This window comes from Arenimonas sp. (assembly GCF_019459675.1).
Classification (GTDB): Bacteria; Pseudomonadota; Gammaproteobacteria; order Xanthomonadales; family Xanthomonadaceae; genus Arenimonas.
This window is the reverse complement of sequence record NZ_JAIBFH010000449.1, coordinates 1-9,573: the sequence shown is the minus strand read 5'-3', so window position 1 is coordinate 9,573 and position 9,573 is coordinate 1. Positions and strand designations below refer to the sequence as shown.

Annotated in this window: 9 protein-coding genes; 6 read left to right on the top strand and 3 right to left on the bottom strand. The window is 69.3% G+C overall.

Features of this window, described 5'->3' with window-relative positions; genetic code table 11:
• From K0M70_RS14845 to K0M70_RS14820, 6 genes are all read left to right on the top strand, one after another.
• Positions 1-599 (top strand): NAD(P)H-hydrate dehydratase (locus K0M70_RS14845; RefSeq protein ID WP_290783252.1); only part of this gene is annotated, 599 nt, incomplete at its 5' end.
• Positions 596-1,054, top strand: coding sequence for a tRNA (adenosine(37)-N6)-threonylcarbamoyltransferase complex ATPase subunit type 1 TsaE (gene tsaE / locus K0M70_RS14840; RefSeq protein ID WP_290783250.1), 459 nt, complete (start codon positions 596-598; stop codon positions 1,052-1,054). The genes K0M70_RS14845 and tsaE, both read left to right, overlap by 4 nt.
• Before the next feature lie 106 nt (positions 1,055-1,160).
• Positions 1,161-2,513 (top strand): N-acetylmuramoyl-L-alanine amidase, encoded by a 1,353-nt coding sequence (locus tag K0M70_RS14835; RefSeq protein WP_290783248.1) that lies wholly within the window; start codon positions 1,161-1,163, stop codon positions 2,511-2,513.
• 49 nt (positions 2,514-2,562) lie between these two features.
• On the top strand, positions 2,563-4,335 hold the full coding sequence (gene mutL, locus K0M70_RS14830; RefSeq protein ID WP_290783246.1) for a DNA mismatch repair endonuclease MutL: 1,773 nt from the start codon (positions 2,563-2,565) through the stop codon (positions 4,333-4,335).
• The gene (locus K0M70_RS14825; RefSeq protein WP_290783244.1) at positions 4,335-5,279 is read left to right on the top strand and encodes a DUF1684 domain-containing protein; all 945 of its coding nucleotides are present in this window, start codon (positions 4,335-4,337) and stop codon (positions 5,277-5,279) included. The genes mutL and K0M70_RS14825 overlap by 1 nt, the downstream gene beginning before the upstream one ends.
• 29 nt (positions 5,280-5,308) lie before the next feature.
• On the top strand, positions 5,309-6,187 hold the full coding sequence (locus tag K0M70_RS14820) for a TraB/GumN family protein (RefSeq protein ID WP_290783243.1): 879 nt from the start codon (positions 5,309-5,311) through the stop codon (positions 6,185-6,187).
• On the opposite strand, the gene rsxB is transcribed toward K0M70_RS14820, so the two are convergent.
• Genes rsxB through metG form a run of 3 tightly spaced genes read right to left on the bottom strand, consistent with a single transcriptional unit; the run spans position 6,153 to position 9,386 of the window.
• The gene (gene rsxB / locus K0M70_RS14815) at positions 6,153-6,695 is read right to left on the bottom strand and encodes an electron transport complex subunit RsxB (RefSeq protein ID WP_290783241.1); all 543 of its coding nucleotides are present in this window, start codon (positions 6,693-6,695) and stop codon (positions 6,153-6,155) included. The two genes, K0M70_RS14820 and rsxB, sit on opposite strands and share 35 nt — an antisense overlap.
• Before the next feature lies 1 nt (position 6,696).
• A complete protein-coding gene (rsxA, locus tag K0M70_RS14810; RefSeq protein ID WP_290783239.1) occupies positions 6,697-7,278 on the bottom strand; it encodes an electron transport complex subunit RsxA in 582 nt (193 codons plus the stop codon).
• Positions 7,279-7,286: 8 nt separating this feature from the next.
• The gene (gene metG, locus K0M70_RS14805) at positions 7,287-9,386 is read right to left on the bottom strand and encodes a methionine--tRNA ligase (RefSeq protein ID WP_290783254.1); all 2,100 of its coding nucleotides are present in this window, start codon (positions 9,384-9,386) and stop codon (positions 7,287-7,289) included.
• Positions 9,387-9,573 lie beyond the last annotated feature (187 nt).

Below are 9,573 nucleotides of genomic sequence, written 5' to 3'. Positions count from 1 at the left end.
CGATGACGCTTGCCGTCGAGGACCCGGAGGCCCTGGCACCGCTGGTGGAACGCGCCACGGTGCTCGCCGTCGGGCCAGGCCTGGGCCAGGGCGAGTGGGGCAGGGCGCTGTATCGGGCGGCTTTGGACAGTCGCCGCCCCGTGGTGCTGGATGCCGATGCGCTCAACCTGCTTGCGGCCTCGCCCTGCCCGTTGCCGCAGGCCATCATCACGCCCCATCCCGGCGAAGCCGCACGGCTGCTGGGATGCGAAAAAGCCGCGATCCAGGCCGACCGCTTCGGTGCGTCCGAGGCGCTGTCGCAGAAGTACCGCTGCGTGGTGGTGCTCAAGGGCGCCGGCACCCTCGTCGCGGCGCCGGGCGAGGCGCCCGCCGTGATCGGGGCGGGCAATCCCGGCATGGCCACCGGGGGCATGGGCGACGTGCTTTCCGGCGTCATCGCGGCGCTGGTCGCGCAGGGCCTGCCCTTGTTCCAGGCCGCGGTGGCGGGCGCCCTGCTGCATTCGGCGGCAGGCGACGCCGCCGCGCGCATCGGCGGCCAGCGCGGGCTGCTGCCGTCGGACCTGTTTCCGCATTTGCGCCGCATGGCCAACCCGGAATGACGCGCGAGTTCACGCTTCCAGACCCCGACGCCACGGCGGCGCTGGGTGCGGCTCTGGCGGCGGCGCGCCCGGCGCATGCGGTGGTGTTCCTGGAAGGGGACCTGGGCGCCGGAAAATCCACGCTGGCGCGCGCCTGGCTCCGATCGCTCGGCGTCACCGGGCCGATCAAAAGCCCGACCTACGCGCTGGTGGAGCGCTACGCCATCCCGGGTGGCGAAGCCGCGCACCTGGACCTGTACCGCCTAGCCGCCGCCGCCGAACTCGACTTCCTGGGGCTGGATGAACTGGCGGCCGAGGCCACCCTGTGGCTTGTGGAGTGGCCCGAGCGTGGGGCTGGCAGCCTGCCGGCCCCGGATCTTCGCGTGCGCCTGGACACGGTGGGTGCCGGCCGCCGCGCGGTTGTCGAGTCCGGCTCGCCGGCGGGGCAGGCCTGGCTGGGCAGAATCCCCCTGTGACAGCCTCTCCGGGCTTCTTCTGTTCGATTGTTTAGAAAGATTGGGCAGGCTACGGATTCCAAAGGAAAATCTTGCTTTTGTTGTGGCAGGGTGGTTCAATCCGGCCATGCGCAGACTTCCCGCCCTGGTATTGCTCGCCTCCGCCCTGCTCGGCGTTACGGCGCCAGCGGCCTTCGCCGCGCGGCTCGAGAGCCTGAAACTGGTGGAGGGAGACGGCGGCACGCGCGCCGTACTCGAGCTTTCCAGCGAATCCGAGTACAAGATTTTCACCCTGGCCAACCCGGACCGGCTGGTGCTGGACCTGTCCCGCACCACGTTGTCCGCCGGCTACCAGGCGCCTTCGCCCAATGGCATCGTCGCGGCGGTTCGCACCGGCAAGCCCGCCGAGGGCGACCTGCGCGTGGTGCTGGACCTGGCCGGCGGCGTGAAGCCGCGCAGCCGCGTGGAGCGCGTGGGCGGCGGCACTCGCCTGATCCTGGAACTGCGCAGCGACGGCGCGGCCATCGTCGGCGCCAAGCCCGCCCCGGCGCGCACGGTGCAGGACGTCATCGGCACCGGCCAGCGCAAGCTCATCATCGCCATTGACGCCGGCCACGGCGGCAAGGACCCCGGCGCCATCGGCCCCAGCGGCAAGCACGAAAAAGCCATCACGCTGGCGATGGCGCGCGAACTGGCGGCGCGCATCGATGCCGATCCCGGCATGCAGTCTTTCCTCGTGCGCGACCGCGACGTTTTCATTCCGTTGGACCAGCGCTACATGCGCGCCCGGCAGGCGCAGGCCGACCTGTTCATTTCAATCCACGCCGACGCTGCGCACAACCGCGCCGCCACCGGCGCTTCGGTGTACGTACTTTCACTGCGCGGCGCGTCTTCGGAAGCCGCACGCTGGCTGGCCGACCAGGAAAACGCCGCCGACCTGGTGGGTGGCGTGGAACTCGACGCACGCGACAAGAACCTCGCCGCCGTGCTGCTGGACCTGTCGCAGAACGCCACCATGCGGGTGTCCGACGACGTTGCCAGCGAAGTGCTGGCCTCGCTCAAGCAGGTCGGCAAGGCGCACAAGCCGCAGATCGAGCGTGCGAACTTCGTGGTGCTGCGGTCCCCCGACGTGCCTTCGATGCTGGTTGAGACCGGTTTCATTTCCAACCCCGGTGAAGAAGCCAAGCTCAGCGACCCCGCGTATCGCGGCCGCATGGTTTCGGCCATCGTCAGCGGCGTGCGCAGCTATTTCGCCGACCAGGCGCCCCCGGGCACCTGGTATGCCGCGCGCCAGGGCCAGTTCAGCGGCAGCCGCCAGCACGTGGTCAGCCGGGGCGAAACCCTCAGCCTGATCGCGGCCCGCCACGGCGTGCCCGTCAGCAGCATCCGCAGCGCGAACCGCATCGAGGGCGACACGGTGCGCATTGGTGACCGCCTGACCATCCCGGTGGCCGCCACGGTCGCTTCCGCGCCCAAGTAGGCCCTTCCGCCGCTGGTATCATCAGGGTCCGCCATCCCGGACCCTCGCCGTGCCGATCCAGCAGCTGCCCGATACGCTCGTCAACCAGATCGCCGCGGGCGAGGTCGTCGAGCGTCCGGCGTCGGTGGTCAAGGAACTGGTGGAGAACGCGCTGGATGCCGGCGCCACGCGGCTGGACATCGAGCTGGAGGAAGGCGGCATCCGCCTGATCCGCGTTCGCGACGACGGCGGCGGCATCCCCGCCGGCGAACTGGCGCTGGCGATTTCCCGCCACGCCACCAGCAAGATCGCCTCGCTCGATGACCTCGAGGAAGTCGCCACGCTGGGCTTTCGCGGCGAAGCGCTGCCGTCCATCGCTTCGGTCAGCCGTTTCGCCCTGAGCTCGCGCACCGCGGCGCAGGAGCACGGCGTGCGGCTGGAAGTGGACGGCGGCCGGATCGCGCCGGCGCAGCCGCAGCCGCACCCCGCCGGCACCACGGTGGAAGTGCGTGACTTGTTCTACAACGTGCCGGCGCGCCGCAAGTTCCTGCGCGCCGAACGCACCGAGCTTGGCCACATCGAAGAATGGCTGCGCTCGCTGGCGCTGGCCCGGCCGCACGTGGAGCTGCGGATCAGCCATAACGGCCGGCTGTCGCGCCACTACAGGCCGGTGCGCGACGACGGCGAGCACCTGCGCCGCGTGGCCGAGGCGCTGGGCGAAGAATTCACCACGCAGTGCCTGCAGGTGGAACACGCCGGGGCCGGGCTCCGGCTGCGCGGCTGGGTGGGCCTGCCGACGGCGGCGCGATCGAGCGCCGACCAGCAGTACTTCTACGTCAACGGCCGCGCGGTGCGCGATCGCACCGTGGCGCATGCGGTGCGGCAGGCGTATGCGGACGTGCTGTTCCATGGCCGGCATCCGGCGTTCGTACTGTTCCTGGAATGCGATCCGCGCCAGGTGGACGTGAACGTGCATCCGGCCAAGCACGAGGTGCGCTTCCGCGAGCAGCGGCTGGTGCACGACTTCATTTACCGCACGCTGCACGAGGCGCTCAAGTCCACCCGGGCCGGCCTTGCCGCGGGCCATGACGGCGTGCCGGCGGCTGCGGGGGCGTGGGCGCCGCCGGCGCAGTCGGGCCTGGGTCTGCCGGTGCGCGAGGCGATGTCGGCCTATGCGGCGCTCTATCGCGCTCCGTCCGCCTCGGGCGGCGGCAGCGGCGTCGGCGCTGAAGCGATGCCGGCCGCGGATGAGTCGCAGGCGCCGCCGCTGGGCTACGCGCTGGCGCAGCTGCACGGCATTTTCGTGCTGGCCGAGAACTCGCAGGGCCTGGTGCTGGTGGACATGCACGCCGCGCACGAACGCATCACCTACGAGCGCCTGAAGACGGCGCGCGACGGCGAAGGCATCCGGTCCCAGCCGCTGCTTGTGCCGCTGTCGCTGGCGGTGTCCGAACGCGAGGCTGACCTGGCCGAGCAGCACGTCGACACGCTGGCGGGATTCGGCTTCGAACTACGCCGCGCCGGCCCGCAGTCGCTCAGCGTGCGCAGCGTGCCCACCCTGCTGGCCGACCTGGACCCGCGCACCCTGGTGCTGGGCGTGCTTTCGGACCTGCGCGAACACGGGCAGACGCGGCGCCTGGAAGAAGCACGCAATGAGCTGCTGTCCACGCTCGCCTGCCACACCTCGGTGCGGGCCAACCGCCGTTTGGGCGTGCCCGAATTGAACGCGCTGCTGCGCGACATGGAACCCACCGAGCGCAGCGGGCAATGCAACCACGGCCGGCCCACCTGGGTGCAGCTGAGCAAGACCGAGCTCGACCGACTTTTCCTCAGGGGACGATGATGCGCCTGCCCATCCTGCTGTTGCTTGCCCTGCTGCTGTCTGCCTGCGGCGGCGCTGAAGAACAAGCCGCGGAATCGGCGTCGGCGGCCCGCGCCGAGCGCGCGGCGAAGCTGGCTTACGAAGGCGAGATTCTTGCGTGGCGCGACGAGCGACTGGCCCGCCTCACCCGCCCCGACGGCTGGCTTTCGCTGGTGGGGCTGCACTGGCTGCCCCTGGGCCAGACGTACGTGGGATCGGCGCGCGACAACGGCACCCGCCTGTCGCTGGGTCCGCCGCAGCTGGGCATGCTGAGCCTGGCCCGGGATGGTTCGATCAGTCTGACGATCCCGAAAGGCGTTGAAGTGACGGTGGATGGAGCGCCGGCCACCGGCCGGGTGGCGCTGGCCTCGGACGCCAACGGTCCCGCCACGGTGGTGGGCTTCAACAAGGGCGACGCCAGCTTCGTGGTCATCAAGCGCAGCGACCGGTTCGCCCTGCGCGTTCGCAGCGCGCTGGCGCGCACGCGCACGGCGTTCCCTGGCCTGGATTATTTCGACATCGATCCGTCGTTCCGCGTCACGGCACGGTTCCAGGCGCATCCGCCGGGCAGCACCATCGAGATCGTCAACATGCTGGGCATGGTCGAGAAGATGGCCAACCCGGGCAGCCTGAGCTTTGAAAAAGACGGCAAGTCCTTCAAGCTGCAGGCCGTGGACGAGGGCGATGGCCAGCTTTTCCTGGTCATCGCCGACCGCACCAGTGGCCACAGCACCTATGCCGCCTCGCGCTTCCTTTATGCCGCGCCCGCCGGCAAGGACGGCACCACCGTTGTTGACTTCAACAAGGCGTACAACCCGCCCTGCGCTTTCACCGCCTTTTCCACCTGCCCGATGCCGCCGCTGGAAAACCGGCTCGACCTGTTGGTGGAGGCCGGCGAGAAGAAGCCGCGCCCGTTCACCGAATAAGCCCCCCGCAATCGAAGGAAATCCGACGCATGTTCAAGCCCGTCATCGCCGCACTGCTGCTCGCCACCACCGCCTGCGCGGTACACGCCGAGCCACCCACCCCGCTGCTGTGGAAGGTCAGTGACGCGGACAATTCGATCTACCTGCTCGGCTCGTTCCACCTGCTCAAGGACAGCGACTACCCGCTGGCCGACAGCACCTACGACGCGCTGGCCGATGCCGAACACGTGGTGTTCGAACTGTCGCCGGCGGAAATGAACGACCCGGCACTGGGCCAGAAGATGGGCGTGGCCGCCATGCGCACCGACGGCAAGACGCTGCAGCAGTCGCTTCCCGAGGAAACCTGGGAACAGCTGTCGGCCTACACCGCCAAGCGCAACATCCCCGTCGCCAACTTCCAGCCCTACGAGGCGTGGTTCATCAGCCTGATGGTCAGCATCACCGAGATGCAGCTGGTTGGCCTGGATCCGGAGAAGGGCCTGGACAAGCATTTCGCCGAGCGCGCGATCAAGGCCGGCAAGCCGGTCAGCGGGCTGGAGACGGGTGACCAGCAGATCGCCCTGTTCGACGGCATGGACGAAAAGGAACAGCTGCAGGCGCTGCAGGACACGCTGGCGGAAGTGGCCAACATCGAGTCCGAGATCGACAAGATGCACGCGCTGTGGCGCGCTGGCGACGGTGAGGGCCTGTTCGCCGCGACCGCAGCGGACATGAAGCGCGAGTACCCGGCGCTCTACCAGCGCGTGAACGTCGAACGCAACCAGGCCTGGCTGCCGCGCCTGGCGGCCATGCTGGACGACAGTTCGTCCGACGACACGCTGGTGGTGGTGGGCGCCATGCACCTGCTGGGCGACGACGGCGTGGTGGCCATGCTCAAGGCCAAGGGTTATCGGGTCGAGCGGCTCTGACGGGCACGGGCCGGCGCACCGGCGGCACCAGCACGATGCAATCCACGGGGCAGGGCGGCAGGCAAAGCTCGCAGCCCGTGCACAGATCGGCGATGACGGTGTGCATCTGCTTGGCGGCGCCCACGATGGCGTCCACCGGGCAGGCCAGGATGCATTTGGTGCAGCCGATGCAGTCGTCCTCGACGATCAGCGCCACGACCGGCGGCTTCACTTCGCCGTTGTCCGGATTGAGCGGCTTGGCTTCGCGGCCCAGCAGTTCGGCCAGGGCGCGCACGCCGGCCTCGCCGCCCGGCGGGCACTGGTTGATGTCGGCTTCGCCCGCGGCTATCGCCTGCGCGTAAGGCCGGCAGCCGGGGTAGTTGCATTGGCCGCACTGGGTTTGCGGCAGCAGCCGGTCGATCTGTTCCACCATCGGATCGGCCTGCACCCGGAAGCGCACGGCGGCCCAGCCCAACAGGGCGCCCAGCACCGCCGCCAGTGCGGCCAGCGCCGCCAGTGCGCCGGTCATGTCAGGCCGGCACCATGCCGGTGAACCCCATGAAAGCCAGCGACATCAGGCCCGCAGTGACCAGTGCGATCGGCGCGCCGCGCCAGGCGGCCGGCACGTTGGCCGTCTCCAGCCGTTCGCGCATGGCCGAGAACAGCACCAGCACCAGGCCAAAGCCCACCGAAGCGCCGAAGCCGTAAAGGATGGACTCGATCAGCGTATGCCGCGCCTGCACGTTCAGCAGCGCCACGCCGAGCACGGCGCAGTTGGTGGTGATCAGCGGCAGGTAGATGCCCAGCACCCGGTACAGGCGCGGGCTCTGGCGGTTCATCACGATCTCGGTGAACTGCACCACCGACGCGATCACCAGGATGAAGCCCAGCGTGCGCAGGTACTCCAGACCCAGCGGCAGCAGGATCCAGTGGTGCACCGCCCAGGCCAGGGCGGCGGACAGCGTGAGTACGAAGCCCGTGGCCAGGGCCATGCCGTAGGCGGCGTCGATGCGGCGCGACACGCCCATGAACGGGCACAGCCCCAGGAACTTCACCAGCACGAAGTTGTTGACGAAGGCCGCACCCACCAGCAGCAGCGCGATCTCGCTCAAGGCCCGTCCTAGCGGACCGGCATGCCGGCCTGGGCCGGTGCGTCGGCGTCCAGCAGCGCCAGCGCGCCGCCGTCATGGCCGGCCGACAGGATCATGCCCTCGCTGATGCCAAAGCGCATCTTGCGCGGCGCCAGGTTGGCGATGAACACCACGCTGCGGCCGACCAGTTTCTCCGGCTCGCCGTAGCTGCCGCGGATGCCCGAGAAAATCTGGCGCTGGCCCAGCTCGCCGGCGTCCAGCAGGAAGCGCAGCAGCTTGTCCGAGCCTTCCACGAAGCCACACTCGAGCACCTTGCCGATGCGCAGGTCGAGCTTGGAGAAGTCCTCGATGCCGATGGTGGTGCCGGCGGCCGCGGCGGGCGCCGCCGTGGCTGCCGCCGCCACGGCGGGCTTCGCCGCCTGGGCCGGGCTGGGCGTCGCAGCGATGGTCTCGGCGGGCTTGAGGTCTTCGGTGCTGGCCTGGGTCATGGCTTCGATCTGCTTGGGGTCAATGCGGGTCATCAGTGGCTCGAACGGGGCGATGGCGTGGCCCAGCAGCGGGCTGGCGATGTCGCTCCAGGTCTGCACGGGCGCGCGCAGGAAGGATTCGGCGCGGGCGACGGTCACGGGCAGCACCGGCTTGAGCGCCGTGGCCAGCACGCGGAACAGGTTCAGGCCCTGGCTGCATACGGCCTGCAGTTCGGCGTCGGCACCTTCCTGCTTCGCGATCACCCAGGGCTTGTGCTCGTCGATGTAGCGGTTGGCCTCGTCGGCCAGCGCCATCACCTGGCGCATCGCCTGGCCGTACTCGTCGCGCGCGTAGCTGGCGGCCACGTCCTGCACGCCTGCGGCGAAGCGTGCGTACATGTCCGGGTCGGGCAGCGCTTGGGACAGCCTGCCGTCGAAGCGCTTGCTGATGAAGCCCGCGCAGCGGCTGGCGATGTTGACGAACTTGCCGACCAGGTCGCTGTTAACCCGCGCCACGAAATCATCCAGGCTCAGGTCCAGGTCCACCACGCCGGCGCCGGTCTTGGCGGCGAAGTAGTAGCGCAGGTATTCGGGGTTCAGGCCGGTGTCGAGGTAGGTTCGCGCCATCACGAAGGTGCCGCGCGACTTGGACATCTTCGCGCCGTTCACCGTCAGGTAGCCGTTCACGTGCAGCCCGGTGGGGGCACGAAGGCCGGCGCCGTGCAGCATCGCCGGCCAGAACAGGCCGTGGAAGTTGATGATGTCCTTGCCCAGGAAGTGGTGCATTTCGGTTTCACCCGCGGCGTTGCGTGCCGCGTCGGTGAAGGCGTCGAAATCGTTATCGGTGCGCGCGCACAGGGCCTTGAAGCTGGCCAGGTAGCCGATGGGCGCGTCCAGCCAGACGTAGAAGAACTTGCCGGGCGCGTCCGGGATGGAGAAGCCGAAGTAGGGCGCGTCGCGGCTGATGTCCCAGTCGCGCAGGCCACCCTCCAGCCACTCGCCCAGCTTGGCCTTGACCGAGGCGTGCGCCACGTCGCCGGCCAGCCATTCGCGCAGGAAGGCCTCGAACTTGCCCAGCTCGAAGAAGTAGTGCTCCGAGTCGCGCAGCTCGGGCGTGGCGCCCGACACCACCGAGCGCGGGTTCTTCAGTTCGGTCGGCGAATACGCCTTGCCGCAGACTTCGCAGTTGTCGCCGTACTGGTCGGCGGCGCCGCAGTTGGGGCAGTCGCCCTTGATGTAGCGGTCGGGCAGGAACATCTGCTTGACCGGGTCGTAGAGCTGCTGGATCGAGCGCCGGGCGATGGCCTGGGGGCCGTGCGTGCCGTCGCGCAGCCGCGTGTAGACCAGGTTGGCCAACTCGCGGTTTTCGTCCGAATGGGTGGAGTGGTAGTGGTCGAAGGCGACGCCGAAATTGGCAAAGTCGGCTTCATGCCCGGCCTGGACGCCGCGGATGAAGTCTTCCGGCGCCAGCCCGGCCTTCTCGGCCGCCAGCATGATCGGCGTGCCGTGGGCGTCGTCGGCGCAGACGAAGTGCACTTCGCCGCCGGCCATCCGCCGCGCGCGCACCCAGATGTCCGCCTGCAGGTAGCCCACCAGGTGACCCAGGTGCAGCGGGCCGTTGGCATAGGGCAGGGCGGTGGTGACGAGGGCGGGGCGGGGCACGGTCATTCGGGCAGGGCTTCGACGGCAGGGCCGCCATTATCCCAGATTGCGCCGACGCGGCGGCGCCGCCCCAAAAAAAGGGCTCTTTACCCAAGTGATTGGATGGGCGCGGCGCCGGCCCCACCGCGAAGGCGAGGGTCACTTCCTGCTCATGGCACGGCCTTTTAAATCGCAGGAAGTGACCCTC

Bases quoted from the DNA above. Each gene is read 5' to 3' on its own strand.
- tsaE (WP_290783250.1), top strand. From the start codon at position 596: ATGACGCGCGAGTTCACGCTTCCAGACCCCGACGCCACGGCGGCGCTG.
- K0M70_RS14835 (WP_290783248.1), top strand. From the start codon at position 1,161: ATGCGCAGACTTCCCGCCCTGGTATTGCTCGCCTCCGCCCTGCTCGGC.
- K0M70_RS14825 (WP_290783244.1), top strand. From the start codon at position 4,335: ATGCGCCTGCCCATCCTGCTGTTGCTTGCCCTGCTGCTGTCTGCCTGC.
- K0M70_RS14820 (WP_290783243.1), top strand. From the start codon at position 5,309: ATGTTCAAGCCCGTCATCGCCGCACTGCTGCTCGCCACCACCGCCTGC.
- rsxB (WP_290783241.1), bottom strand. From the start codon at position 6,695: ATGACCGGCGCACTGGCGGCGCTGGCCGCACTGGCGGCGGTGCTGGGC.